Genomic DNA, 24,058 nt, shown 5'->3' with positions numbered 1-24,058 from the left:
GCGCATCGTGTGGTACCTGCGCAGACGACGGAGAACGGATGCCGCGGAGCCTGAGCCCCGCGGCATCCGTTCAACGGCGATCGCCTACTTGACGTTGAGCTTCAGCGTCGTCTCGGACGCCTCGAACGCGCCGTCGCCGAAGTAGACCAGGTGCACCTGCACCTTGCCCCGTGCGAGGTCCGGCAGCTGGAACGTCACGCGCCCATCCTGCAGCGTTCCGAGAGCCGGCGGGAAGCCGTCGATGTAGATCCCCACCTCCCCGGTCGCGACAGTTCCCCGCGCCTTGACCGTGGCGGTGATGACGAACGGATCGCCGTTCTTGCCACCCGACGACTTCGCGGTGATCGTCGTCTTGATCCCCTGCACGATCTCGATCGGAACGTCGAACGAGGTACCGGTCGGGGTGGTGATCGTGAGCGGAACCGTTCCGGTCGGAGTGCCGTCGGGGATGACGATCTCGAGCGAGGCGCGTCCGGCCTCGTCGGTGAGTGGAACCAGCGAGCTGTCGACCGGTGCAGTGCCGACCTCCACGCCGCCGACGGCCACAGTGACCGTGCCGGCGGGCGTCGGGGTCTGCGTGAAGTCGAGCGACGACAGGTTCACCTTCACCGTCTGTCCGGCGCTGTAGACGCCGGTGGTGCCTCCGGTGAGCTCGACGCCGATCGAGCGCTGCGCCAGGTCGGGAGAGGCCTCACCGTTCGTGGCGAACCAGCTCACCATCGCCTCGAGGTCGACGAGACCGGAATCGGCGCGATCCGTACCCTGAGCCAGCGTGACGAAGTTGTCGCCGCCGGAGGCCAGGAAGGAGTTCACGACCACGCGGAACTGGGCGGCAGGATCGACAGGCACACCGTTGAACTCGAGGTTCGTGATCCGCGAGCCTGCGGGGGCGTCGTAGTCCGTCACGTAGGTCAGGCCCTTGGACACGCCGAGCTTCAGGAACGGGCGTGACGCGCCGGAGGGCTGCCACTGCTCCTCGAGCACCGACTTGACCTGTGCGCCGGTCAGGGTCAGCGTCACCAGCGTGTTGGCAAACGGCTGGACGCCGGCCGCCTCCGCATACGTCACGTTCCCGTCGGGGTCATCGGCTCCGCTGCTCGGGTACTTCATGTCCGCGCGAAGACCGCCAGGGTTCATGAACGCGAGCTGTGTGTCGGGGAACCGGACCTGGGTCTGGTCGAGCTGCACGTCTGCGACGAAGTTGCCGAGCGTCGACTCGGCGCCGCGCGCCTCCTGGATCGTGGAGGGGTCGGCCGGCGTGGGCGTGCGCGGCTGAAGGCCGCGCTGGAAGCTCGCCGTGATGTCGCCGACCTTCACTCCGCCGGCGACCTTCGCATACGCGACGGCCTCGGCGACGAGCGTCACGATGGGCTGCTCGGCGGGGCCGGGGATGTAGTTCGGCACCGGCGGCGGCGGCGGGGTCCCTGCCGGCTGGGTGTACATCGCGTAGGTGGTGTTCGACATCGAGAGGATCTCTTTGGTGTCCGGGTCCACCTGGATCTTCATGTCGCTGAAGCGCTCGCCGTACTGGCCGGACGAGATGACCGGGCGACCGTCGATCACGAGGTTGTACGCGAGGTGAGTGTGCCCCGAGACGATCGCGTCGACGTCGTCCGAGACACCCGCGACGATCTTGCCGAACGGCGTGTTCAGGTCGGTCGCCGACGCGAGCGTCGGCTGGGTCGCACCCTCGTGGACGAGCAGGACGAGCACGTCGGCCTCGTCGTTTGCTGCGTCGCCGTCCGACAGCTGGTCGGCGACGGCGTTCACGCTCTCCACGACGGGGTTCACGTCGAGGGTGGCGATGCCGGCCGGGCTGACCAGAGCGGGAAGCTCCTCCGTGACGGCGCCGATGAAGCCGATCGTGATGCCGCCGAGCGTCTCGGTCCAGTACGGAGCCAGCGCATAGTCGTCGGTCTCGGTGTCCCAGACGTTGGCGGAGATGTACTCCCAATCGGCCATCGGGAGCACGCGGTCGCGGAGGTCCTCCCAGCCCTTGTCGAACTCGTGGTTGCCTGCGGCGCTCACGTCGAGGCCGGCAGCGTTCAGTGTCTCGATCGTCGGCACGTCGTTCTGGATGAAGGAGGTGAACGTCGACGCGCCGATCATGTCGCCGGCGGCCGCGAAGACCGTGTTCGGGTTCGTCGCGCGGATCTGGTTGACCGCGGTGGCGAGTGCGGCGATGCCGCCCGAAGGCGCGGACGCCTCGATGCGACCGTGGAAGTCGTTGACGGTGACGAGGTCGATCAGCACCGGATCTGCGGCCTGCGCCGCCGGTGCTGCGATCGCGCCGGCAGCCAGTGCGAATACGGTGGCCGCGGCGCCGACGGCGATCCTCCGGCGGGTGGGGGTTGTGGAACGGTCGTTGTGCGACCGAGTTTCTGACCGAGATCGCATGAAGCATCCTCTGTGATCGGACCGATGGGGGACGACGGTCCAGCGCGCGATCGTCAGGGTCTCCTGATTGGATACCGCATCGGGCTGCGCCGCACCTCTGCCGAGCCTAAGAGGCCGCCGAGAGTATTCCAAGGGGGTGGCGGAGAGTTCATCGGTATGCAACAGAACCGATACCCGCGAAGGTCAGTCGGGGATGCCGATCGGAGTGCGCCCGGCGAAACGCACGAGCGCATCGCGCAGTCGTGTCACCTCGGCGGCATCCATCCCGACCCGTTCCATGATCCGCCCTGGAACCTCGAGCGCCCGCTCGCGGAGCACCCGGCCGTCGTCCGTGAGCGAGATGTCGAGCACGCGTTCGTCGTCGGCGCGGCGCGAGCGGGTGACCCGGCCCTGCGCCTCGAGCCGCTTGACGAGCGGGGAGAGCGTGGCCGGTTCCATCGCCAGCTCCCCCGCGAGTTCACCGAGCGCGCGGGGCGAGCGCTCCCACAGGGCCAGCATCACGAGGTACTGGGGATGCGTGAGCCCCAGCGGCTCCAGCACGGGCCGGTACACCGACACCACGTTGCGCGCGGCTGTGACGACGGCGAAGCACAGTTGATTCTCGAGCGCCAGGATGTCGTCCGTCATAGTTTCATCCTATCGTGCACAAATGATTAATACACTAAATACATGACGAGTGACAGGATCCCGGTCCGCCGCCAGGTTGAGGAGGCGGGTGGCTGGTACGCGTGGATCAACGCCAAGCTCATCCGCCTCGCGGGACCGGCCGCAGTCGGACCGTATGAGACGACTCCCCCGCCGAGCGTCGCAGAGCGTGCAGAGCGCGCATGCCCGCTGTGCGGCGCGCCGATGACGGCGCACACCTTCGATCGGACCGGTCCGAAGCCGCTGATGCACTGCCCCTAGGCGTTTCGTCTCGTCGCTGCGCTTCTCGCTCAACGAACGGGGTGTTCGGGCGTGGTGGGAGACGCTGCGCTCCTCGCTCAACGAACGGGGGTGTCAGGCGTGGTGGGAGACGCTGCGCTCCTCGCTCAACGAACGGGGGTGTTCAGGCGTCATCGGAGACGCTGCGCTCCCCCCTTGACGAACGGCGTGTTCAGGCGTGGCCGGCGCGCTCCATGGCGCGCAGCTCCTTCTTCATGTCCTGCACTTCGTCGCGCAGGCGTGCCGCGAGCTCGAACTTCAACTCGCCGGCGGCCGCGAGCATCTGATTCGACAGGTCGAAGATCGTGGCCTCGAGCTGCTCTGCTCCCTCTGCGGCGATCCCCTCGCGCCGGAGCTGCGGCGTGGGCGACCTGCCCTTGCCCGACTTGAGCTTGGCGGCATTGCGCTTCGACATCATCGCCGCCGTGTCGGCGCCCTCGCGGGCGAGCACATCCGTGATGTCCGCGATCTTCTTGCGCAGCGGCGTCGGATCGATGCCGTTCTCGACGTTGTACGCGACCTGCTTCTCGCGGCGCCGGTCCGTCTCGCCGATCGCCGCCCGCATGGAGTCGGTCACCGTGTCGGCGTACATGTGCACCTCGCCGGAGACATTGCGCGCGGCGCGGCCGATCGTCTGGATGAGCGAGGTCCCCGATCGGAGGAAGCCCTCCTTGTCGGCATCCAGGATCGCGACCAGCGACACCTCGGGCAGGTCGAGACCCTCACGGAGCAGGTTGATGCCCACCAGCACGTCGTAGACCCCTGCCCGCAGCTCGGTCAGCAGCTCGACTCGGCGCAGCGTGTCGACATCCGAGTGCAGGTACCGGACGCGCACCCCGTGCTCACCCAGGAAGTCGGTGAGCTCTTCGGCCATCTTCTTGGTCAGGGTGGTGACGAGCACGCGTTCGTCACGCGACGCCCGCACCCTGATCTCCTCGAGCAGGTCGTCGATCTGCCCCTTCGACGGCTTCACGATGATCTGCGGATCGACCAGGCCGGTAGGCCGGATGATCTGCTCGACGACGCCGTCCGCGATGCCCATCTCGTACCGGCCGGGGGTGGCCGAGAGGTACACGGTCTGGCCGACGCGGTCCTTGAACTCGTCCCAGCGCAGCGGGCGGTTGTCCATCGCGCTGGGCAGGCGGAACCCGTGCTCGACGAGGGTGCGCTTGCGCGAGGCGTCGCCTTCGTACATCGCGCCGATCTGCGGAACGGTCGCGTGCGACTCGTCGATCACGACGAGGAAGTCATCGGGGAAGAAGTCCAGCAGGCAATGGGGCGCCTCTCCCGGCGCCCTGCCGTCGAGGTGGCGCGAGTAGTTCTCGATCCCGGAGCAGAACCCGAGCTGCTGCAGCATCTCGAGATCGAACGACGTGCGCATGCGGAGGCGCTGCGCCTCGAGGAGCTTCCCCTGCGATTCGAGCTCCTTCAGCCGCACCTCCAGCTCCGCTTCGATCGTGCCGATCGCGCGCTGCACTGTCTCGGTCCCGGCGACGTAGTGGGATGCCGGGAAGATCGGCACCGAGTCCAGGCGCTGCACGACATCGCCGGTGAGCGGATGCAGCATGTAGAGCGCTTCGATCTCGTCTCCGAACAGCTCGATCCGGATCGCGTACTCCTCGTAGACCGGGATGATCTCGATCGTGTCGCCACGGACGCGGAAGTTGCCGCGGGAGAAGTCGACGTCGTTGCGGTTGTACTGCATCGCGATGAACTTGCGGATCAGGGCGTCGCGGTCGTACCGCTCCCCCACCTGCAGCGCCACCATGGCGCGCATGTACTCCTCGGGAGCCCCGAGGCCGTAGATGCACGACACGGTCGAGACGACGATCACGTCGCGGCGGCTCAGCAGCGAGTTCGTCGTCGAATGGCGCAGTCGCTCGACCTCGGCGTTGACCGACGAGTCCTTTTCGATGAAGGTGTCGGTCTGCGGGACGTATGCCTCGGGCTGGTAGTAGTCGTAGTACGACACGAAGTACTCGACGGCGTTGTGGGGCATCAGGTCGCGGAACTCGTTCGCGAGCTGAGCGGCGAGCGTCTTGTTGTGGGCGAGCACCAGTGTCGGGCGCTGCACCTGCTCGATCAGCCAGGCCGTGGTCGCCGACTTGCCGGTTCCGGTCGCGCCGAGCAGCACGACATCGGTCTCACCCGCATTGATGCGGGCCGCGAGGTCGGCGATCGCCTGCGGCTGATCGCCCGAGGGCACGTACTCGCTGACGACCTCGAACGGCCGCACGGATCGTGTCGTCTGCATCAGACCAGATTATGCGGGGCCCCCGACATCGCGGCGGGCGTTCGCCCTCAGCCGAAGCCACCGCCGCCGTCGAAGCCACCGCCGAAGCCGCCGCCGTCGAACCCGCCTCCGAAGCCGCCTCCGTCGAAGCCTCCGCCGCCGTCATAGCCGCCGGCGCCCGCGGCGTCGATGCCGCCCGCCGATCCCGGATCGAACGTGTCGCCCACCCATCCCGGCTGATCGCCGATCGCCAGCGAGCCGGCGCCGACGGTGAAGTACGCCGAGACGGAGCTCGTGAGCAGGAACTGATACGCGACGAGGCTCATCACGCCCGTCTGCGCCATGACCGTACGCGGATCGACGTAGTTCGGGTCCACGGTCGCCGTGGTCGTGCGGACGGATGCCTCGGCCTCGGCGTCCGGCCCGGCACCGGCCGCTGCACGAGCCGTCCGGCGCTCCTCTGCGCGGCGGACGAGCTTCGCGAGCAGATTCGGGTCGTCGGAGGGCGCGGAGCGCTCGGCATCCGACATGAACGGCCGGAGCTGCTCGAGCATCTCGCGCCGCTGGGACGAGGAGAGATCCTTGAACGCGGCGGCGTGCGCACTTTCGATGACGCTCGCCGGCAGCGTGTTGAGCAGGTAGACGTATCGCGCGATCTGCTCTTCCTCGGTGACCGCCGCGTACGGGTTCTTGCGGCGGCGGAACTTCGAGAGGAATCCCATGGCGCACCTCCATCGCTGGTGCGATCAGTTTACGCGGCGCCCGGCCCGCCTGTCCTCGATGCGCCTGGACAGAGAGCCCCACAGCTCATCGACCTGCTCGCGAGTCTCCTCGAGCGATCCCGCGGTGTCGATGACGACATCGGCGATCCGCAGCCGCTCCTCGTCTGACACCTGCGACCCGATCCGGGCCGCCGCGTCGGCGGCGCTGAGGCCCCGAAGCTCGACGAGTCGGCGCGCTCGCACCTCGACGGGCGCGTGCGCCACGACGATGAGGTCCCACGGGTCGCCGAGCCGGGCTTCGGCGAGGAGCGGCACGTCGTACACGACGACCGCATCACGGTCCGCCGCGAACGCCTCGTCGAACTGCCGCTTCGATTCCTGCCGCACGGCGGGGTGCACGATCGCGTTGAGCCGTGTGACCGCCTCCGCGTCGCCGAACACCCGCGAGCCCAGGCCCGCACGGTCCAGCGAGCCGTCCGGATGCAGCATCTCCTCGCCGAATTCCGCCGCGATCGCGGCCAGCACCGCGGATCCCGGCTGCTGCACGTCTCGCACGACCTGGTCGGCGTCGACGACGACCGCTCCGTGCTCCGCGAGGCGGCGGGCGATCGTGGACTTGCCCGAGGCGATCCCCCCGGTGAGTGCGACCAGTGGCATGCATCGAGGATGCCATGCCGCGCACCCGTGCCGGCGCAGCGGATCCGCGAGAACCTCAGCCAGTCCTGAGGGCGCCCTGAGCCTGGCTTGAGTCCGTCGCCGTATCGTCGGTGGCAACCCGATTGAAAGCGGATCCTCGGACGGCGTCTGGGGGAGGGCGTGCGATGACTGGTGGACGCGACTGTGTGGCGTCCACCCATCACGCGGTCGTCCGTTCGCGCCGCAGGGGCGCGATGCGACGCACGGGATCCGCTCTCGGTACGGCGGGATGGCGATCGTGGGGGCGATCGCCATCCCATACCGTTCTTCGGGCTTCTGCGGAGGCGGAGGCGATGGGGCCGACCTCCCGCCTCACGCGGAGTGTCGCTCGTGCCGGCGCCGTGGCCCGGCCGGCATGAGCGACACCGACCGCAGATTCCAGACCGCATTCTGGGATATCCTGACCGACGTCCAGGCGCCGGCGATCGTCTCTCGTGCGCCGGAAGGTGCAATGGTGGAAGAGTCGCGCGTCGCGGTCGTGATCGAGGATGAGGAAGACATCCGGTCGCTCCTTTCGGCCGTCCTCGCGCAGGCGGGTTTCACCGTGTACGGCGCCGGCAGCGGCGAGGACGGCCTCGAGCTCATCCGCCAGCACCAGCCTCTCGTCACGACGCTCGATGTCAACATGCCGGGGATGGACGGCTTCGAGACCGCCAAGCGCATTCGAGCAGTCAGCTCGACCTACATCGTGATGCTGAGCGCCCGCACCGAGGAGATCGACGCCCTGCAGGGGCTCGAGGCCGGCGCGGACGACTACGTCGCCAAGCCCTTCCGGCCGCGTGAGCTGCGCGCACGCATCGACGCCATGCTGCGTCGCCCGCGCCACCACCTCGCGACGACGCCCATGCCGGTGGCGGCCGGCCCGGACCAGACTCCGGTGGGGTGGCTCGAGCATCAGGGCGTTCGCCTCAACCCCGACACCCGCATCGTGACGGTCGACGGCGCCGACCTGGATCTCACGCGCAGCGAGTTCGACATCCTGGCCGATCTGCTCGGGTCGGGCCGGCGGGTCCGCGCGAAATCCGACCTCGCCCTCATGCTGCGGGGCGAGCAGTACACGGGCGTCGAGTTCGTCAGCGACAGCGACGCGCGCGCGATCGAGGTGCACGTCGCGAACCTCCGCCGAAAGCTCGGCGAGTCGCCCGCGAGTCCGCGCTGGATCGAGACCGTGCGCGGTGTGGGATACCGGCTCACCGCCTGAGGCCCGCTGCGCCGGCGGCGGATACCGCTATTCGGCCTCGCCGATCAGCACCGAGGTGTCGACGCTGGTCGCCGCGCGGCTGGCGGCGTCCCTCGCCACGGCCGCCAAGGTCTCCGCGTCGTAGCCCGTCGTGTCGCTCAGCGAGACCCCGACGCCCACCACTGGGATGACGCCGCCGATGTCGCCGCTCATTCCGCCGCCCACCATGCCGAGCTCGTCGAACAGTCCGCGATAGATCGCCGCTGCCTCGCGTCGTGCGTCACGGGGCGAATCGACCAGCACGCCGACCAGCAGCCCTGTCGGTCCGTCCTCGGCGACGAACGAGTTCGACGGCGCATGGCGGCGGACACCGGTGCGCCACGTCTCGGTGACGGCCCGCGCCACGTCGCTGCCGAACGCGGTGGAGATCTGCTCGAGATCGTCGATGCGGACGGCGATGACACCCACCAGCTCGGAGCGCCATCTGGCCCGCTCGCACAGGTCGGTCATCGCGCCGTCGAACACGTCCTGCGCCAGGATGCCGTCTCGCGCGGTGCCGAAGCCCGCGGGTCGCAGATGCCCGCGCATCGGAGCCCGCGATGCGCGCAGCACGGATGTGACCACGACCGCGACGATCGTGAGCGTCACCGTGACGAAGCTGGTCGGGATCGTGCCGAACGCGCTCTGGAACAGGCTGCTTTCCGGACCGGAGGTCAGGAAGGCGGTCGTCCGCGAGAGGTAGTAGAGCGACTGGAATGCGAACACCGCGCTCAGCACCCACGCCGTCCGCGACTCGCGCAGCTCGCCGCGCAGGCATTCGACCGCGCCCGCGCCCGCGAATGCGATCAGCGCGACGAACATCCACAGCGCCCCGGCCCAGTCCCCCGCGGCGGGTCCGGCGACGAAGACGGCAGTCGCAGCCGCCACCACGGCCACCGCCACGGCGGCCGAGGACCAGCCCATCCGTCTCGCGTTGTACCGGCGGCATCCGAGCCACATGCATCCCGTGCCTGCGACGAAAGCCCCGTTGCCCACGGCGATCGCCCACCAGGCGTCGGGCGACTGCGCCCAGACGATGTAGGCGAGCGTGGTGAGCATCGCCGCGAGGAACGCGAGCGCCCAGACGCGACCGGCGCCCTCGTCGCGGCGCAGCAGCGTTTCGACGATGAACAGGATGCCGCTGACGTTGACCACGAGCGCGGTCATCACCAGCACGCTGTCCAGATCGAGGTTCAGGATCATGAGCTGTTCCGTTCCGAGCGTGAGGCGGGGAGTTTGACGACGAAGGTCGAGCCGACGCCGGGCGAGCTGTGCAGGCCGAGCTCTCCCCCGTGGGCGCGGACGATGTCGCGGCTGATGGCGAGCCCGAGCCCCGTGCCGACGCCCCGCGCCGGCGCTGCCCGGTAGAAGCGCTGGAACAGCCGGGCCCGCTCGTCCTCGGTCATGCCCATGCCCGTGTCGCGCACCAGGATCCAGCTCGAGCTGCCGTCGCTCGTGGTGCCCAGGTAGACCGTTCCCCCGTCGCGGTTGTAGGTGATCGCGTTCGCGAGGAGGTTGTCGACGACCTGACGGATCCGCAGCGGGTCGGCCCAGAGGAAGGCCTCCTCGAGACCTGTCGTGTCGATCGTGATCGCGCGACCACCCGCGCGCGGTGCGAGGGCCTCCGCCGAAGCCCGCACGATGTCGCGGGCGTCGATCGACACCGGGACCAGGGACGCCTCCACCGACGTCGACGAGCTGGATGCCGCGAGGATGTCGCCGATGATGCCGAGCAGGCGTTCGGCATTGCGCTCGGCGATGTCGAGGTTGGCGCGCAGGTGGTCGGGAAGCTCGGGGTCCTCGATCGCGAGATCCAGGTAGCCGAGGATCGAGGTGAGCGGGGTGCGCAGCTCGTGCGAGACGGATGCGACGAGCTCGTCGCGCGCGCGAAGAGCATTCAGCTCCGTCGTCACATCGCGGGAGATGACCACCGCCCCGGCATCCTGCCCCGAGGAGTCCGTGAGGCGACGCGCGGTGATGCTGAGGGCCTGTCGGGGCCCCGGCTCGAGGCCGAACCACACGACCTGTCCATCGAACGCCTCGCCGCGAAGCGCCCGCTCGACGGGCAGCTCTTCGTGCGGCAGGCGGGTGGTCCCGTCGTCGCGGAAGGCCGGCACCTCGTCGGCGGCGCCGACGGGATCCGCCGACTCCTCGTCGTCCGATCGGATCGCCTGCTGCAGGCGGCCGTGGGCCTCATTCGTGACCGCGACCTGTCCGTCGGGCGCGATCCGGATGACCCCGAAGTCGACGGCATCCAGGACCTCGGTCACCTCCTGCTCCTGCCGACGCGTGCGCTCGAGCACCCGCCGCAGCAGCTGGGCCTGCTTGGCCAGCAGCGTCCGCTGCGCGTCGGAGCGGCGCGCGGCCAGGTGGCTCGTGGTCGCGACCGCGATCAGGACGAGCGGCAGGAGCACGGTCGCGTATGTGACCTGCTGCTCGTTGAGCGCGGTCAGGACGCTGACGATCCCCGCGACCGCGACGATCACCGCGAAGAGCCCGAGAAGCCCGAACCCGGCGGCGAGCCAGGTCGTCGGGAAGATCCAGAGCAGGCCGAGCGCAGAGCCGGGTGCGGCAAGCTGCATCAGGGTGATCGCGATGATGTCGATCGCCGGCACGACCGCGACCCACCCGAACGCGACCCGGTTCCAGGGGATCACGAGCGTCGCGCCGGTGAGGACGAAGATCACCACCACGCCGGTGAAGAACAGCACGACATCGCCGGTGAACGGACCGATGGCGATCAGGATGCCGAGCACGAACACGACCGAGCCCAGCAGCAGCTGGTTGAGGGTCGCGGCGCGTGCGCGCGTGCGATCGGCGAAGTCCTCGCGCAGCCACCCGGTTCGCACGCGTGCGGTGCGAGCGGACCCACCGGGCGGCTCCTGCTGCGTCGCTGCTTGGTCGACGGCCATACCGTGACGGTAACGGATGCCGAACCCGCACGCGCCCGTCACGCGCGGCTTCGGCGCCGAAGTCCGCGTCGAAGCGACCGAGACCTGCCTCCAGTGGATGCTCGCGCCGCACGCACGCAGCGGCAGTCAGCCGCGCAGCGCCACGGCCTCGCTCACCCAGCGCCGATAGCGGTCCCACGGATCATCGCCACCCGCGCGCACGAGTTCGATGTGGTTGCGCAAGCGCTCCGAGAGGGCGAACCATTCGGTGCGGTCGAAGCGCTCGTCGGCGAACTGCTCGTGCCGACGATGCTCGAGACTCCGATCGCCGCGCTCGAAAGCCAGCAGGTCGTCGTGCCAGAGCGCGCTGAGGCGACTGCGCGGGTTCGACGACGTGCCGATCTTCACGCGGTCGTCGTAGCGGATGTAGTACACGACGTCCACCCGCGGCCGGGGCAGCTCGCCGTCGATCAGATCGCTGTGACGCCACTCGCACACTGCGCACAGCCAGCCGGAGGGATAGCGGACTCCGAGTCGGGATCCGCACAGCCGACAGGGCGAGGGAAGCACGTCGCTGACGCCGAACTGCCGGCCGGCCCACTCGGCGGCGATCGCCAGATGGTGCTCGCACAGCTCGAGCGGGGCGCCGCGGCCGACCTGCTCCGTGCAGCCGGCGACGGTGCACCCAGGCAGACTCGGCGGGTGCGCAGGCATGAGGGCATGCTACGGCGGCATCCCGACATGCCCGCGCGGCAGGTGATTGCGCACGCGGAGACGGGGGTCTAGCATCCGGCTCAGCACGCTGCGCGGGCGCAGCCGGCCGGAGGGCGACGAGCTATGAGCACCAGTGGTCCCTCCGCAGACCGGGTCCCGGGACCGCCCTCGTCACGGTTCGGAGGCTGGGCGGCGATCGTCTTCTCGCTCGCGGCGCTGGTGTGGTTCGGCACCGAGGCCTCCGTCGCCGCGATCGGCGGTATCGACGCCGACGATGCCGTCGCGACCCTCGCGTTCGTCACGGCGCATCCGCTCCCCTGGAACATCTCGGGGTTCGCACTCATCGGCATGGCCCTGGCCCTCATCCCCGCATCCCTCGCCGCGTCCGACGCGCTCAGCTCGGCCGACCGCGCGAGCGCACACCTGGGTGCCCGGTCACTCGCCGCCCTCGGCGTGATCACCGCCGCGCTGTTCTTCTTCATGGGCGTGCTCCGCGAGACCGCGGGGCCGCTCGCCTACATCGCCGAGATCGACGCGACCTCCGGAGTCGCCGCCGCAGCGGCGCTGGTCGTCGTCGGCGCGCACGGTGCGGCCCAGGGTGCCGTCTTCGCCATGTGCATCTGGGCGGTCGGGATCGGCATCCTCGGTCTGCGCACTCGCACGCTGCCGGTGTGGCTGTGCGTGCTCGCCGTCATCCCCGCCGTGCGGATCGTGATCCTCCTGCTCGGTCCGCTCGGGGCGTTGCCGGACTGGACGTGGTTCATCGCCGTCGCCGTCATCCCGCTCACCCTGCTGTGGCCCCTCGCGCTGGGGATCGCGCTGCTTCGGCTGCGCCGAAGCGGGTCCGGCCGCGCGGGCTGAACGCGAAAGGCCGCCACCCGAAGGTGACGGCCTTTGCGATGGTCGCCCGGTGATGGGCGCTCAGATCAGATCAGCGACCCGAGAGCTTCTCGCGAAGCGCGGCGAGCGCCTCGTCGTCGGCGAGGGTGCCGCCGCCGGCGCTGTCCGAGGAGAACGAGCTCGATGCGGAGCTGCTCTCGGCCGGGGCGGCTGCCTCGGCCTCGAGGGTCTTGGCGACCTGAGCCTTGTGCGCCTCCCAGCGAGCCTGGGCAGCGGCGTACTCCTGCTCCCACTTCTCGCGCTCGGCGTCGAAGCCTTCCTTCCACGCGTTGGTCTCGGAGTCGAAGCCCTCGGGGTACTTGTACTCCCCGTTCTCGTCGTACTCGGTGACCATGCCGTAGAGGGCCGGGTCGAACTCGGTGCCGTACGGGTCGACCGACTCGTTCGCCTGCTTGAGCGAGAGCGAGATGCGGCGACGCTCGAGGTCGATGTCGATGACCTTGACGAAGACCTCTTCGCCGACCGACACGACCTGCTCGGCGAGCTCGACGTGCTTGCCGGAGAGCTCCGAGATGTGCACGAGGCCCTCGATGCCGTCCGCGACGCGCACGAACGCGCCGAACGGAACGAGCTTCGTGACCTTGCCCGGGGTGACCTGGCCGATGGCGTGGGTCCGGGCGAAGACCTGCCACGGGTCCTCCTGGGTCGCCTTGAGCGAGAGCGACACGCGCTCACGGTCGAGGTCGACCTCGAGGATCTCCACAGTGACTTCCTGACCGACCTCGACGACCTCGGAGGCGTGCTCGATGTGCTTCCACGAGAGCTCCGAGACGTGCACGAGGCCGTCCACACCGCCCAGGTCGACGAACGCGCCGAAGTTGACGATCGAGGAGACGGTGCCCTTGCGGACCTGACCCTTGTGCAGGTTGTTCAGGAACGAGGTGCGCGACTCGGACTGCGTCTGCTCGAGCAGCGCGCGGCGCGACAGGACCACGTTGTTGCGGTTCTTGTCGAGTTCGAGGATCTTGGCCTCGATCTCCTGACCGAGGTACGGCGTGAGGTCGCGGACGCGGCGCAGCTCGATGAGCGACGCGGGCAGGAAGCCGCGCAGGCCGATGTCGACGATGAGTCCGCCCTTGACGACCTCGATGACCGAACCGGTGACGACACCGTCGGTCTCCTTGATCTTCTCGACGTCACCCCAGGCGCGCTCGTACTGTGCGCGCTTCTTGGACAGGATGAGGCGGCCTTCCTTGTCCTCCTTCTGGAGAACGAGGGCTTCCACCTGGTCGCCGACCTTGACGACCTCGTTGGGGTCGACGTCGTGCTTGATGGAGAGCTCACGCGAGGGGATGACACCCTCGGTCTTGTAGCCGACGTCGAGGAGCACCTCGTCGCGGTCGATCTTCACGACGGTTCCTTCGATGAGGTCGCCGTCGTTGAAGAACTTCAGGGTCAGTTCGACCGCGGCCAGGAAGTCCTCAGCAGATCCGATGTCATTGATGGCGACCTGCTTGGTGGCCGGGGCGGTCGTTGCGATAGTCATGTAGTGGGTTGTCCTTGTTGGGTTGGGGTGTCGGGCCTGGGCGCACGGGCATAGGGATGCCGAGAGCTTCAGCGGTTGGATTTCGATTGCGAGTCGTGCGGTGTCACGCGCGCACGTCAATAGCGCCACACGGGTGACATTTCAGGGTACCAGAACGCCCGGACGGCCCGCATTATTTCGCCGCGACGCCGACGCTCATCGATCGGACGCGTCCCGGCGCCCGCGCTCCCGGTAGGCGCTGGGGCTGAGGCCGGCGAAGCGCCGGAAGCGCTGCGAGAAGTACAGCGGATCGTCGCAGCCGACCTCGCCCGCGATCGCGGTCACACTGCGATTGGTGAGATCGAGCAGCTGTCCGGCCAGCAGCATCCGCTCCCGTTCGACGTAGCGCCGCGGGCTGATCCCCACCTGATCCTGGAAGAGGTGCGTCAGGCGCGACGGCGAGAGGTGCGCCACCCGAGACAGCGTCGCGAGATCGAGCGGGTCGGCCAAGTGCGCGCCGACGTGCTCGAGCACCCGGGCCACGCGTTCGTCGACACGGCCGGCCAGCGGATTCTGCGCGTCTAGCCACAGCAGCGCCTCTTCGAGGGCGTTCATGCCGAACAGCTCGGTGCGCACCGCCGAGCCGTACCGCACCCCTGCCGCGCGTCGCAGCGCCCCGGTCACCCGACGATGCGCCTCTGCGTCGGAGTGGATCACGCCGATCCCGCCCGCCGCGTCCGGCCAGGCCAGGAGCGGCATCCACTCGGCGCGGGGATGGAAGTGCGCGAATGCGAATTCCCACATCGGCGCACCCGCCGCTGTCGCATAGTCGTGGCGGATGCCGGGGCGAAGGAGCACCGCGTCCCGCGGACCCACCGCAAGCTCCCCCGCCGCAGTGCCGAGTCGCCCGGCGCCCGCCGTCGTGTGGATCAGGAGGAAGTCCGCGGTCCCCGACGCGCGCCAGGCCGAATACGCCGGTCCCTCGTGGAAGAATCCGCCGATCATGCGGTTCACCTGAGGATGCGGCGACTCGGCGCGTACACGTTCCATAGCAGGATCTTCCATGTACCGAGCGAGGATGTCCATGTCCCCGAGGGACTGCGGCGTGCAGGCTTGCTCGTATGTTGAATGTCGACTCCCCCACACGCACCGCCCGCGCCGACGAGTACGAGCGGCTCGGCGTCGTCACCGTCCGCTCCCTGCTGAACGCCGACGAGGTCGCACAGATCCGGTCCGCGTTCATGGACCAGGTCGCGCGTGACAGCTCGGTCGGCCACGACGATCATGTTCCCGACGACGACCCGCTCAAGAGGTACCCGCGGTTCGTGCACCCGCACCGCCGCACCGACCTGGACATCGGGCGACTGTCGCGGCGATGGATGCTGGAGCCGCGCGTCATGAGCATCGTGACGGAGCTCGTGGGCCCCGTCTTCGCTGCGCAGTCCATGTTCTACTTCAAGCCGCCGACGGCGCGCGGCCAGGCGCTGCATCAGGACAACCTGTTCCTTCAGGCCCACCCAGAGACCTGCATCGCCGCATGGATCGCGATCGATGACTGCGATGCCGAGAACGGCGGACTGCGGATGGTGCCGCGCTCGCACCGATACGAGATCGTCTGCCCCGACGAGGCGGACGCCGCCGAGTCGTTCACGAACACGGAGGTCAAGCTCCCCGAGGGAATGGCCGCGGAGCAGACCGTGCTCAAGGCGGGCGATGTGCTCTTCTTCCACGGGAGCATGGTGCACGGCTCGGGTCCGAACCGGAGCACCGACCGCTTCCGCCGGTCGCTGATCTTCCACTACGTGCCGCAGTCGAGCACCGAGATCGCGCGGTTCTACAACCCGCTGCTGACCCCCGGCGGCGACGAGATCGTGGTCGCCGAGACCGCGGACGGCGGTGCGTGCGGCGAGGGCTGGACACCCACCGGGCCCCACTGAAACCGCTGAGCACTTGCGGCGGACGCTCGGGCAGGCCAAGGTTTCGATATCTCGGTTGACCGACCGTTCCGACGCTGGGGGGCGTCCGGATGCGAGGTCGGGAGGGGGCTCCCATGTCGAACACGCCCGTGGCGGCGCCCCGACCGCGCGGGCGCACGATGGGCCGCCGGCTCGTGCTGCTCGGCCAGAGGATCCTGCGAAGCGACACGATCCTGATCACGGTCATCGCCGTCTCGATGTCGCTGAGCGCGGTCGCGGTCTACCAGGCCACGCGGGCGGCGGACGAGGCGAGCGACCTGCTCGATCAGTCACGCATCGTCTCCACCGAGGCATCCCGCCAGGTCGGATACCTGCAGACCCTTGTCGACCACGATCTCGACGTCCTCCGCACATACTGCACTGCTGAGGTGCAGCGCGATGTCGCACGCGTCACGTACCTCAGCTACGAGCCGGATCTGCCGGCCCTGGTGACCGCGAACCTCGAACTCGACGGCCTGAGGCCTCTCCTGCTCGGAGATCGGGATGCGCAGTGCGGTTCCGACCTCGAGACCGGGTACGTCATGCAGCGAGCGGCCGAGCGCCTGCAGAGCTGGCAGGCCGACTTCGGGTCGGACACCTCCGACGGCGCCGAACTCGAGGCGCAGGCGGCCGTCTTCCACCGCGACGAGGCCTTCCTGATGACGGCCGGATTTCTGTTCGCATTCGTCGTCGCTGCGATCATCGCGATCGATCAGCTCGGATCCCGGCGCGCCCGGCCGGGCAGGTTGCGCACGCGCGCCGCACACCGGTGGCAGTACGCGATGCTGGTCCTCGGCGCCGTCGCGCTCGCACTCGGGCTCGTGCTGCTGGTCGTCTTCGCCGTCGATCCGCTTCTCACCGTCGCGGTGCTCGCGGCGCTCGCCATCGTCCTCGTCGTCGAGTGGGCGCTCCTACGACGGAAGCGGGCGGCGGATGCCGAGACGCGGGCCGCGTCCGATGTCCCGGCATCCGCTCCCCCGCTTCGGCGCGGGGCCAGACCGCAGTGGTGGGCGGAGATGATCGGCGCGGTCGCGCTGATCGCCTTCACCGCATCCGCTGTCGGCCTGTCGCTCGTGTCGATCCAGGAGCGGGACTCCAATGCGCGCGCCAACCGCGAGAGCTCCGTCGCGCTGGACCTCCAGCGCGTCGGGCAGCAGCAGGCGCTGCGTGCTCTCGCATCGCTCTCGTTCATCGCGCAGATGGATGCCGAGGAGGTCACCGCCCGCCAACTCGCCGCGAGCGAGACGTCGATCGACCTGGCGCCTTCGGACGCGGACCCCGACGCGGTGTCCGCGCTGCGGGCGGTGGTCGACGAACGGCTGCGCGCGGCCGACCAGGATCTGCGAGAGCAAGCCGCCTCCACGCTGGCGGGCGACCCTGATCCCGATTGCAAGGCGGAAGCCGCGAGCGAAGCGCCGCTGCCCAGCGAACTCCTCGAGGAGCTCGGATCGAACCCCGACTCGGTCCTCTGGTACGTGCTGGATCAGCAACTGCCCTCCCGCGCGTGCGATGTGATGTCGTCGCTGTCGCGTCAGGACGCGCGGATCTGGTCGTCGCACGGATCGACCTTCACGGTCGCGCTCGTGGTGCTGGGCCTGGCCGGGTTCCTCCTTGCACTCGCATCGAGCACGGAGCGGACGACGCGCAGCTCGCGCACGCTGCTGATCATCGGCGCGGTCGGAACCGGCGTCGGCATCGTCCTGGCGCTCCTTCCGCTGCCCACACTCGTGATGGGGACGAATGTCCCGCGCGGGGCGGCCGCCCAGGAGTTCGGTGATCGACTGGCGGCGGCGGAGTCGGACTCGTGCACGGCCGGCGAAGGCATGGACGAGGCGCTCGCCGCCTACAGCGGCTACGGCCCGGCCTTCTCCAGCCGCGCGTTCGCACGGGACTGCGCTGCCGCCGTGCACCAGTGGCCCGCGCTGTCGTCGCAGCTGCAGACCGATGCCGTGCCCGCGATCATCGACGACCTGGAGCGGGCGCTCGCGGTCGGCCCCGTGACGCCGACGCTGCAGGGAAGTCTCGGCTGGTATTACATCCTGGACGGGATCCAGACCGGCGACGAAGGCGCAGTGCGGCAGGGACTGCGGCACACGGATGACGCCATCGAGGCGCTGCGCGTGGATTCCGCCTCGACGGGGAACGGCATCCACACCTGGCGGTTCAACAGGGCACTCGCCCTCGCTGCGCTCGGGCAGCACGACGAGGCGCTCCGTGAGTACCAGGACACCGAGCACTGTCTCGACCCGGCGGCAGACTGCGCCGGCGGGGGGCTGTCCGAGGATGAGGTGAACGACGGAACCCGCCTCGGGGCCCTCGCCGATCTGGAGCTGCTGCCGGAGGCAGCCGGCCTCGATGATTTCCGCGCGGCGATTCTCGGGCTCCGCGCCTCGCGCGGTCCGGGCACCGGACTCGATGAGGCGCGTTTCGACGTGTATCCGCAGGAGCTGCAGGTCGCGCTCATCGAGGGATTCGGTCCGGACGACGCCGAGATCGTCTGGTATTACCGCCCCGATGACAGTCTCACCTGGGGTCTGCTCGGCGAACCGACGCGCGCCTCCATCGACGGAACCGGCCCACTCGGTCGCCCGATCCCGGCGGGCTCGCTGCTTGCGACCGGCGAGTATCGAGCCGATGTCTACGTGTCGGGCCATCGCGTCGTGTTCTACGACACCTACGAGAGCGACGACAGCCTGGCCCGCTACGAGTCGCAACGACTCGGCGTGAGTGTCGTCGTGCCCGACACCTGGTACGAGTGGCGGGACGACGGCGTGGAATGGCACCTCGGACCCGACGAGGCGACCGGGCTCACCGTGCGGCGAGTCGAGGGGATGGTCCCGTACGTCGATGTGGGCGGGTACCTCGACGAGAAGCTCAGCTCCACGTGGGGGGACCCGGATCTCGTCCCGGTACCGGACCCATGGCTGTTCGCGCTGTTCGACATCGTCGTGAAGGAAGGCCAGGACGTGGACGCGGATGGCGAGGCGGACGTCTACGAGGGCGCGGCCCTGGCCCCGTACGCGTCGGACTGGGGCTGCGGCGGCACCCTGTTCATGGTGCGCGCGACCAGCACCGAGGACTCTCCGTCGGCGTGGCGTCTGTACAACTCACTCGTGCTGGAGCGCCCGCTGGACGGCCTTCCTCCGCGAGGAGAGGTCCTCGAGGCGGATGGTGTGTCGCTCGAGGTTCCGTCCTGGTGGGACGCCGCCATCCGGCCGGAAGGGAGCACCGGCAACCTGTTCTCCGCGAAGGATTGCGTCGGCGGCGCGACGCTGGTGCTGTCCACGCAGGAGTATGACGGCGACCTCGGTGGGTACATCGATGCGTCGATCCGGACCTATTCGACTCTGCCCGAAGGGCTGCCGGGCTTCACACTGGAGTCGCGCACCCCGCTCGAAGTGGCCGGGGCCGACGCAGCGGAGCTGCTCGTCTACACGTGGCTGCCGGACGGCTACACCGAGCCCCTCCGCGACTGGGAGATGTACGCGATGCGCGGCACCACGGTCGCATACGCCGACATCACCGCCGATGCGGCGGATCTCGAGTTCTACCAGCAGGACCTCGATGTGATCCTGCCGTCGATGTCGATGACCGATCCCTAGTCCGCGCCCAATCCCGCGGCGAGGCGCTCGAGCCCGTACTCGAACGCCCGGTCGAGATCGCCGTCGAAGCGGAACGATCCCGACAGCTCCATGTTCACGAATCCCGTCGCCCACGCGGTGACCAGTCGCGCCGCGTCCAGCGCCGCATCCGGCCCGACCAGGTCGCGTGTGGCGCGCAGCACCGGCGCGCTCGCGCGCGCCATCGACTCGGCCGCACCGTCGACGGTGAACATGAGACGGAACCCTTCCGGATGCGCATGCGCGAAACCGCGGTACACCCTGGCGAGCTCGGCGAGCGATCCATCGGAGGCTTCGAGTCGCGCGGCGAGGTCATCGGCGGATGCCGCGGCGACGAGCATCAGCAGGGCGTCCCGGTCGCGGACGCGCTTGTAGAGCGACGGCGCACGAACGCCGACGCGCTCCGCCACGGCCTGCATGGTCAGTCTCGATGCACCGGCGGACTCGAGGATGTCACGGCCGGCATCGACGATCTCGGCGAGCGATGTTCGATCGGGTGTCGGCATATCGCGGTCTCCGCCCTCGGTGGGATAGGTGGGTATGGCTATTGACGTAAGCCATCATAGCTATGTATCTTAGCCATCACAACGGATACTTCGAGGAGAAGCCATGCAACTCGCACCGCACCTGCACCGGATCGGCAATGACATCGTCGCCGCCTACCTCGTGGATGCGCCGGAGGGCATCACGGTGATCGATGCCGGGCTCCCAGGGCACTGGCGCGACCTGCAGACGGAGCTGAAGGCGATGGGCCGCAGCGTCGACGACATCCGAGGCGTGGTGCTCACCCACGGCGACAGCGATCACCTGGGCTTCGCGGAGCGCCTTCGCAGAGACCACGGCGTGCCCGCGTATGTGCACACCGCCGATGCCGATCGGGCGAAGGGCGGCGACAAGCCGAAGCTCGCGATGGGTCCGATGCGGATCGGGGCCACAGCGGGCTTCTTCGCCTACGCACTTCGCAAGGGCGGCATGCGCACGCACTACCTCGCCGAGGTCACGGAGGTCGCGGACGGCGACGTGCTGCCGCTGCCCGGCTCTCCCATCGTGATCGGCATGCCCGGCCACTCCCCCGGCAGCATCGCCGTGCACGTCCCCGCAGTCAGCGCCGTGTTCGTCGGCGACGCCCTGACGACCCGCCACGTGCTCACGGGTCGCCATGGCATGCAGCCCGCGCCCTTCACGGACGAACCTGCGCTGGCGCTCAGCTCACTCGATCGCCTTGCGTCGGTCGATGCGGAGTGGGTGCTGCCCGGGCACGGCTCGCCCTGGCGCGGCGATCCCGCCGAGGTGGCACAGGCGGTGCGGGCGGGCGGGCGGTAGCGCTCAGCCGCTGAAGTCCTCTGGATCGACGTCCTCGAGGAAGCGCTTGAACTCGTCGAGCCGTTCGCGGGCGATGAGGTCGGACACGTCGTCCGACTCGCCCTCCGTCACCGTGTCGGGCACGCCGGCGTCGTCCATGACCTCTTCGGCGACCCAGAGGGGCGCGCCCGCCCGTGATGCCAGCGCGATGGCGTCAGAGGGCCGGGCGTCGATGATCCGCTCGCCGAGCGTGGTCGACAGGGTGATCTCCGCGTAGAAGGTCCCCTCTTCGATGCGGGTGACCGCGACACCGGTCACCGCGGCGCCGACGACGTCCAGCAGCGATCTCATGACGTCATGCGCGAGAGGTCGCGGCACATCGGCTCCCTCGACCGCCACCAGGATGGATGTCGCCTCCATCTGACCGATCCAGATCGGCAGGATGAGCCCCTCACCCGGAATCTCGTCGATCGGCTTGAGCAGGATCACGTGCTGACCCGTCGGGTCGAGCGCGACGCCCGCGACGCGAACCTGGATCATCGACCCTCCTCCCACGCGGGATGGTTCATGTCAATCGTAGGCTTCCGACCCGCCGCGGTGGGGTGAGACGGATGCACGGCGGACGGGATTGACAGCCGAGCCGGCGCGCGCGATGCTCGGCCGCAGGGGTGCCACATGGGCGACGAGCATCCGGGTGTCTGGATCGAAGAGGTGCCGTTCGAGGCGCGGCCGATCGAGGGCGTTGCGACGTCGATCGCGGCGTTCGTCGGCTCGATCGAATCCGGTCCGTACGACGAGGCCTACATCTACAGCGCGCAGGAGTTCGCGCAGCGCTGGCCGGGGGAATCCGCCCTCGGCACCGCCGTCGAGGAGTTCTTCCGCAACGGCGGATCCGTCGCGCGGGTCTCGTCTGTGAAGAAGCCCTCCCGCAAGGCCGTGCGGCGGGCGATCGGGCACATGGACCACGACGTCACCCTGATCGCCGTCGTCGCGGATCCGCCCGCGCCGCTGGACGTCGTCGCAGCTGCGGCGGATGCTGCCGCAAGTCGACGCGCGATGCTGCTCGTCGAGGGGCCATGGGCCGACGCGCAGTCGGCGATCGCCGGACTCTCGGCCGGACCGCTCGAGACCGGCGCAGCCGACCCTGCGAACGTCGCCGTGTACTGGCCCCGCGTCCGCCGGACCGGCCGCGGCGGCGTGGTCGAGACGATCTCACCCCTCGGGCCGGTGGCGGGCATGATCGCGCGGACCGACGCGACCCGCGGTGTCGCGACGGCTCCCGCGGGCACGGGCGCGACGCTCCAGGGCGTCATCGAGCCGGCGTCGACGGCGACGAGCATCGAGGCCACCGCCTTGAACGATCTCGGCGTGAACGTGATCCGGGCCCTGCCCCAGTTCGGAACGGTCGTGTGGGGTTCGCGAACCCAGTCGCGCGACGGCGAGTGGAAGTATGTCAGCATCCGGCGCCTGTTCCTCTTCCTCGAGGAGAGCATCGACCGCGGGCTCGGGTGGGTCGTCTTCGAGCCGAACGGCATGGAACTGTGGCAGCGTGTGCGCCGCTCGGTGACGGAGTTCCTGCTCGAGATCTTCCGCAGCGGCGCCTTCGCCGGCGCGACGCCGGATGAGGCCTTCTTCGTCAAGTGCGACCAGACGACGATGACCCAGAACGACCTCGACAACGGCCGTCTGGTCTGCCTGATCGGCATCGCGCCGACCAGGCCCGCCGAGTTCGTGATTTTCCGGATCGGCTGCTGGACGGCCGACGCCGACGTCTGAGGGGGCGGATCAGCGGCGCCGCGACCTGCGCTCCTCCTCCCGCGGCTTCAGCCGCGCCTGCACCATCGCGATCCGGTACACCTCGCGCATCGTGCGAAGCGCTGATGCGGTCGCGGCCTCGTCGAGCGACCATGCCGACGGACTCGTCGACCGGGCGGCGAACACGTGGATGCCGCGATCTCGCAGCAGCGTGCGCGCCACGTCAGGCGAGTACAGGCGGCCGGCGACGTACATCGACTCCTCCCCGTGCGCGACGATCGCGCGCACGCGCGGGAGCAGTCCGATCAGCTCGATCAGCGGCTTGGCTCCGGCATCCAGCTGCTCGTGCGTGTGCCGGCCGGCGTCACGCCACGGATACGCGTGCCACGGCATGACGTGGCGTGCCTCAAGACCGACCGCGTCGAAGACCTGCGACATCCGCTCAGCGGAGGGATGGTCGTCCTCGAACGAGAACATTCCCGATCCCACTTTGAGCCGCGGCCGCGGCTCCGGGCGCGGGATGAGCGTGATGATGCGCGCCTTCTCGAGATCATGCTCGGCCGAGACGTACGGCGGCCACTCGTCGGGCTGACGACCGCGCTGAAGACGGGTCGCCAGGTCGTTCACCGGAAGGATCTGCAGCTCGTCCAGCCGCGACTCGGCGAGCCGTCGGTACTGCGGGTCTGCCATGCGACGCGCCATAGCGTTCCTTGTCGGTCGGGCGCGGCCGCGAGATGTGGATGCAGCGCCGGCGATCGCGGTCGGGTCCGGGCGATCGTTGGCTGGAAGATACACCCGCTGCGACGCTCCGCACAGGATGCCGCGGCCAGGTCTCGACGGGCGCGGTCGCGCCGGCCGGACGTTCAGCCTTCGAGCAGCCGCGCGAACACCTCGGGAAGCACGACATTCGGCGGCACCGTCGCGAACATCGGTGCGACCTCGTCCGGCGCATAGCCCGCGATCCCGCACCCGACCGGAGTGAGGAGGAACGTCAGCTCCGGGTGCTGCTCGGCGAAGGACACGAAGGCAGCCGCGTCGACGGCGAACGCCGCTGGCCCCGACATGGTGTCGATCGCGTACGTCCGACCGTGCAGGCCGTGGCCCTCTCCCCACACGGCGCCGAACTCCTGCCACGCGACGCGGGCGGCCCCGCCGCCGTGATGACCGCTCGCGTTGCTGCCGAAGACGAACACCTCATCCGCGGCGAGTTCGGTGATGTCGTGGGGTGTGTAGCGGTTCATCGGGGATCCTGGCTGCCGGGCTGC

21 protein-coding genes are annotated in these 24,058 nt (G+C 69.3%); 7 read left to right on the top strand and 14 right to left on the bottom strand.

Annotation, left to right across the window (positions count from 1 at the left end):
* Positions 1 to 84: 84 nt before the first annotated feature.
* Positions 85 to 2,397 (bottom strand): bifunctional metallophosphatase/5'-nucleotidase, encoded by a 2,313-nt coding sequence (locus BM349_RS08630; protein ID WP_175525253.1) that lies wholly within the window; start codon positions 2,395 to 2,397, stop codon positions 85 to 87.
* 183 nt (positions 2,398 to 2,580) lie between these two features.
* Positions 2,581 to 3,024, bottom strand: coding sequence for a MarR family winged helix-turn-helix transcriptional regulator (locus tag BM349_RS08625; protein ID WP_091706186.1), 444 nt, complete (start codon positions 3,022 to 3,024; stop codon positions 2,581 to 2,583).
* A gap of 42 nt (positions 3,025 to 3,066) precedes the next feature.
* On the opposite strand from BM349_RS08625, the gene BM349_RS08620 reads away from it, so the two are divergent.
* Positions 3,067 to 3,303 (top strand): hypothetical protein, encoded by a 237-nt coding sequence (locus BM349_RS08620; protein WP_091706184.1) that lies wholly within the window; start codon positions 3,067 to 3,069, stop codon positions 3,301 to 3,303.
* 190 nt (positions 3,304 to 3,493) lie between these two features.
* Here the strand turns inward: BM349_RS08620 and uvrB are convergent, their stop codons facing one another.
* Genes uvrB through coaE form a run of 3 tightly spaced genes read right to left on the bottom strand, consistent with a single transcriptional unit; the run spans position 3,494 to position 6,933 of the window.
* Entirely contained in the window at positions 3,494 to 5,575 is a 2,082-nt protein-coding gene (gene uvrB, locus BM349_RS08615) for an excinuclease ABC subunit UvrB (RefSeq protein ID WP_091706183.1), read from the bottom strand.
* A 47-nt stretch (positions 5,576 to 5,622) separates the two neighbouring features.
* On the bottom strand, positions 5,623 to 6,276 hold the full coding sequence (locus tag BM349_RS18750) for a hypothetical protein (protein ID WP_091706181.1): 654 nt from the start codon (positions 6,274 to 6,276) through the stop codon (positions 5,623 to 5,625).
* Between the two features lie 24 nt (positions 6,277 to 6,300).
* On the bottom strand, positions 6,301 to 6,933 hold the full coding sequence (gene coaE, locus BM349_RS08605) for a dephospho-CoA kinase (protein ID WP_091706178.1): 633 nt from the start codon (positions 6,931 to 6,933) through the stop codon (positions 6,301 to 6,303).
* A gap of 394 nt (positions 6,934 to 7,327) precedes the next feature.
* On the opposite strand from coaE, the gene BM349_RS08600 reads away from it, so the two are divergent.
* Complete coding sequence (locus BM349_RS08600) at positions 7,328 to 8,173, top strand: response regulator transcription factor (RefSeq protein ID WP_175525252.1); 846 nt, start codon at positions 7,328 to 7,330, stop codon at positions 8,171 to 8,173.
* A gap of 27 nt (positions 8,174 to 8,200) precedes the next feature.
* On the opposite strand, the gene BM349_RS08595 is transcribed toward BM349_RS08600, so the two are convergent.
* The 3 genes from BM349_RS08595 to BM349_RS08585 all read right to left on the bottom strand — a co-directional run bounded on the left by BM349_RS08595 (position 8,201) and on the right by BM349_RS08585 (position 11,796).
* Positions 8,201 to 9,394: a hypothetical protein gene (locus BM349_RS08595; RefSeq protein ID WP_254773794.1), complete on the bottom strand. Its 1,194-nt coding sequence runs from the start codon at positions 9,392 to 9,394 to the stop codon at positions 8,201 to 8,203.
* Positions 9,391 to 11,103, bottom strand: coding sequence for an ATP-binding protein (locus BM349_RS08590; protein ID WP_091706176.1), 1,713 nt, complete (start codon positions 11,101 to 11,103; stop codon positions 9,391 to 9,393). Before BM349_RS08590 ends, BM349_RS08595 begins: the two co-directional genes overlap by 4 nt.
* 126 nt (positions 11,104 to 11,229) lie before the next feature.
* Positions 11,230 to 11,796 (bottom strand): GIY-YIG nuclease family protein, encoded by a 567-nt coding sequence (locus BM349_RS08585; protein WP_091706173.1) that lies wholly within the window; start codon positions 11,794 to 11,796, stop codon positions 11,230 to 11,232.
* A 123-nt stretch (positions 11,797 to 11,919) separates the two neighbouring features.
* Here BM349_RS08585 and BM349_RS08580 point away from each other — a divergent pair, with 123 nt between their 5' ends.
* Positions 11,920 to 12,657 carry a hypothetical protein gene (locus BM349_RS08580; RefSeq protein WP_091706171.1) on the top strand — a complete coding sequence of 246 codons (738 nt, stop codon included), beginning with the start codon at positions 11,920 to 11,922 and terminating at the stop codon, positions 12,655 to 12,657.
* Positions 12,658 to 12,727: 70 nt separating this feature from the next.
* On the opposite strand, the gene rpsA is transcribed toward BM349_RS08580, so the two are convergent.
* Together rpsA and BM349_RS08570 are read right to left on the bottom strand one after the other, a co-directional pair.
* The gene (gene rpsA, locus BM349_RS08575) at positions 12,728 to 14,182 is read right to left on the bottom strand and encodes a 30S ribosomal protein S1 (protein WP_091706168.1); all 1,455 of its coding nucleotides are present in this window, start codon (positions 14,180 to 14,182) and stop codon (positions 12,728 to 12,730) included.
* Positions 14,183 to 14,377: 195 nt separating this feature from the next.
* A complete protein-coding gene (locus BM349_RS08570; protein ID WP_217645659.1) occupies positions 14,378 to 15,211 on the bottom strand; it encodes a helix-turn-helix domain-containing protein in 834 nt (277 codons plus the stop codon).
* A 71-nt stretch (positions 15,212 to 15,282) separates the two neighbouring features.
* On the opposite strand from BM349_RS08570, the gene BM349_RS08565 reads away from it, so the two are divergent.
* Both BM349_RS08565 and BM349_RS18745 read left to right on the top strand, forming a co-directional pair.
* Positions 15,283 to 16,098, top strand: a complete 816-nt coding sequence (locus BM349_RS08565) for a phytanoyl-CoA dioxygenase family protein (RefSeq protein ID WP_091706165.1) — start codon at positions 15,283 to 15,285, stop codon at positions 16,096 to 16,098.
* 113 nt (positions 16,099 to 16,211) lie between these two features.
* Positions 16,212 to 19,718 (top strand): hypothetical protein, encoded by a 3,507-nt coding sequence (locus BM349_RS18745; protein WP_091706163.1) that lies wholly within the window; start codon positions 16,212 to 16,214, stop codon positions 19,716 to 19,718.
* On the opposite strand, the gene BM349_RS08555 is transcribed toward BM349_RS18745, so the two are convergent.
* Complete coding sequence (locus BM349_RS08555; RefSeq protein WP_091706161.1) at positions 19,715 to 20,242, bottom strand: TetR/AcrR family transcriptional regulator; 528 nt, start codon at positions 20,240 to 20,242, stop codon at positions 19,715 to 19,717. The genes BM349_RS18745 and BM349_RS08555 overlap by 4 nt on opposite strands.
* Positions 20,243 to 20,345: 103 nt before the next feature.
* Between BM349_RS08555 and BM349_RS08550 the strand changes: the two genes are divergently transcribed.
* A complete protein-coding gene (locus tag BM349_RS08550; RefSeq protein WP_091706158.1) occupies positions 20,346 to 21,059 on the top strand; it encodes an MBL fold metallo-hydrolase in 714 nt (237 codons plus the stop codon).
* A gap of 3 nt (positions 21,060 to 21,062) precedes the next feature.
* Here BM349_RS08550 and BM349_RS08545 read toward each other — a convergent pair whose 3' ends face one another.
* On the bottom strand, positions 21,063 to 21,578 hold the full coding sequence (locus BM349_RS08545; protein ID WP_091706156.1) for a bifunctional nuclease family protein: 516 nt from the start codon (positions 21,576 to 21,578) through the stop codon (positions 21,063 to 21,065).
* Between the two features lie 135 nt (positions 21,579 to 21,713).
* Here BM349_RS08545 and BM349_RS08540 point away from each other — a divergent pair, with 135 nt between their 5' ends.
* Positions 21,714 to 22,814: a phage tail sheath family protein gene (locus tag BM349_RS08540; protein WP_091706153.1), complete on the top strand. Its 1,101-nt coding sequence runs from the start codon at positions 21,714 to 21,716 to the stop codon at positions 22,812 to 22,814.
* 9 nt (positions 22,815 to 22,823) lie between these two features.
* Here BM349_RS08540 and BM349_RS08535 read toward each other — a convergent pair whose 3' ends face one another.
* Positions 22,824 to 23,483: a uracil-DNA glycosylase family protein gene (locus tag BM349_RS08535; RefSeq protein WP_139230905.1), complete on the bottom strand. Its 660-nt coding sequence runs from the start codon at positions 23,481 to 23,483 to the stop codon at positions 22,824 to 22,826.
* A gap of 173 nt (positions 23,484 to 23,656) precedes the next feature.
* Entirely contained in the window at positions 23,657 to 24,034 is a 378-nt protein-coding gene (locus BM349_RS08530) for an A1S_2505 family phage non-structural protein (RefSeq protein ID WP_091706148.1), read from the bottom strand.
* Positions 24,035 to 24,058 lie beyond the last annotated feature (24 nt).

The sequence above is a fragment of the Microbacterium sp. cf046 genome, assembly GCF_900114345.1.
GTDB lineage: Bacteria > Actinomycetota > Actinomycetes > Actinomycetales > Microbacteriaceae > Microbacterium.
This window is presented reverse-complemented; position numbering and strand designations above follow the sequence as displayed.

Excerpts from the sequence above, each read along its gene's own strand:
- BM349_RS08595 (WP_254773794.1), bottom strand. The coding sequence starts at position 9,394 with ATGATCCTGAACCTCGATCTGGACAGCGTGCTGGTGATGACCGCGCTC.
- BM349_RS08630 (WP_175525253.1), bottom strand. The coding sequence starts at position 2,397 with ATGCGATCTCGGTCAGAAACTCGGTCGCACAACGACCGTTCCACAACC.
- coaE (WP_091706178.1), bottom strand. The coding sequence starts at position 6,933 with ATGCCACTGGTCGCACTCACCGGGGGGATCGCCTCGGGCAAGTCCACG.
- BM349_RS08550 (WP_091706158.1), top strand. The coding sequence starts at position 20,346 with ATGCAACTCGCACCGCACCTGCACCGGATCGGCAATGACATCGTCGCC.
- BM349_RS08590 (WP_091706176.1), bottom strand. The coding sequence starts at position 11,103 with ATGGCCGTCGACCAAGCAGCGACGCAGCAGGAGCCGCCCGGTGGGTCC.
- BM349_RS18750 (WP_091706181.1), bottom strand. The coding sequence starts at position 6,276 with ATGGGATTCCTCTCGAAGTTCCGCCGCCGCAAGAACCCGTACGCGGCG.
- rpsA (WP_091706168.1), bottom strand. The coding sequence starts at position 14,182 with ATGACTATCGCAACGACCGCCCCGGCCACCAAGCAGGTCGCCATCAAT.
- BM349_RS08530 (WP_091706148.1), bottom strand. The coding sequence starts at position 24,034 with ATGAACCGCTACACACCCCACGACATCACCGAACTCGCCGCGGATGAG.
- BM349_RS08540 (WP_091706153.1), top strand. The coding sequence starts at position 21,714 with ATGGGCGACGAGCATCCGGGTGTCTGGATCGAAGAGGTGCCGTTCGAG.
- BM349_RS08580 (WP_091706171.1), top strand. The coding sequence starts at position 11,920 with ATGAGCACCAGTGGTCCCTCCGCAGACCGGGTCCCGGGACCGCCCTCG.
- BM349_RS08535 (WP_139230905.1), bottom strand. The coding sequence starts at position 23,483 with ATGGCAGACCCGCAGTACCGACGGCTCGCCGAGTCGCGGCTGGACGAG.
- BM349_RS08600 (WP_175525252.1), top strand. The coding sequence starts at position 7,328 with ATGAGCGACACCGACCGCAGATTCCAGACCGCATTCTGGGATATCCTG.
- BM349_RS08555 (WP_091706161.1), bottom strand. The coding sequence starts at position 20,242 with ATGCCGACACCCGATCGAACATCGCTCGCCGAGATCGTCGATGCCGGC.
- BM349_RS18745 (WP_091706163.1), top strand. The coding sequence starts at position 16,212 with ATGTCGAACACGCCCGTGGCGGCGCCCCGACCGCGCGGGCGCACGATG.
- uvrB (WP_091706183.1), bottom strand. The coding sequence starts at position 5,575 with ATGCAGACGACACGATCCGTGCGGCCGTTCGAGGTCGTCAGCGAGTAC.
- BM349_RS08545 (WP_091706156.1), bottom strand. The coding sequence starts at position 21,578 with ATGATCCAGGTTCGCGTCGCGGGCGTCGCGCTCGACCCGACGGGTCAG.
- BM349_RS08585 (WP_091706173.1), bottom strand. The coding sequence starts at position 11,796 with ATGCCTGCGCACCCGCCGAGTCTGCCTGGGTGCACCGTCGCCGGCTGC.
- BM349_RS08565 (WP_091706165.1), top strand. The coding sequence starts at position 15,283 with ATGTTGAATGTCGACTCCCCCACACGCACCGCCCGCGCCGACGAGTAC.
- BM349_RS08620 (WP_091706184.1), top strand. The coding sequence starts at position 3,067 with ATGACGAGTGACAGGATCCCGGTCCGCCGCCAGGTTGAGGAGGCGGGT.
- BM349_RS08570 (WP_217645659.1), bottom strand. The coding sequence starts at position 15,211 with ATGGAACGTGTACGCGCCGAGTCGCCGCATCCTCAGGTGAACCGCATG.
- BM349_RS08625 (WP_091706186.1), bottom strand. The coding sequence starts at position 3,024 with ATGACGGACGACATCCTGGCGCTCGAGAATCAACTGTGCTTCGCCGTC.